The sequence below is a fragment of the Vogesella mureinivorans genome (assembly GCF_007644035.1).
Taxonomy (GTDB): Bacteria; Pseudomonadota; Gammaproteobacteria; order Burkholderiales; family Chromobacteriaceae; genus Vogesella; species Vogesella mureinivorans.
The window spans coordinates 1-292 of record NZ_VMTV02001160.1 but is presented as its reverse complement, the minus strand read 5'-3'; the positions used below and the strand labels follow the sequence as shown (position 1 = coordinate 292).

Below are 292 nucleotides of genomic sequence, written 5' to 3'. Positions count from 1 at the left end.
CCAGCGTCTGCATGGCGCTTATGCGATCGCGGTGCTGTCGAGCGAGGAGCCGGGGCGCCTGATCGGTGCGCGCCGCGGCAGCCCGCTGGTGGTCGGCATCGGCATCGGCGAGCACTTCCTGGGCTCGGACGTGCAGGCCCTGCTGCGGGTCACCAACCGCTTCGTCTACCTGCAGGAAGGCGACATCGTCGAGATCCGCCGCGATGGCTATGCGGTGTTCGACGCCAGCGGCGTCGCGGTCGAACGCGAGGAGCGGGTGACGGATCTTTCGGCCGACGCGGTCGAGCGCGGC

The 292-nt window shown here is 70.5% G+C and carries 1 pseudogene; it reads left to right on the top strand.

The features are described 5' to 3' along the window. Window positions 1-292: pseudogene (locus FLQ44_RS23970) on the top strand (glutamine--fructose-6-phosphate transaminase (isomerizing)); the annotation flags it as partial.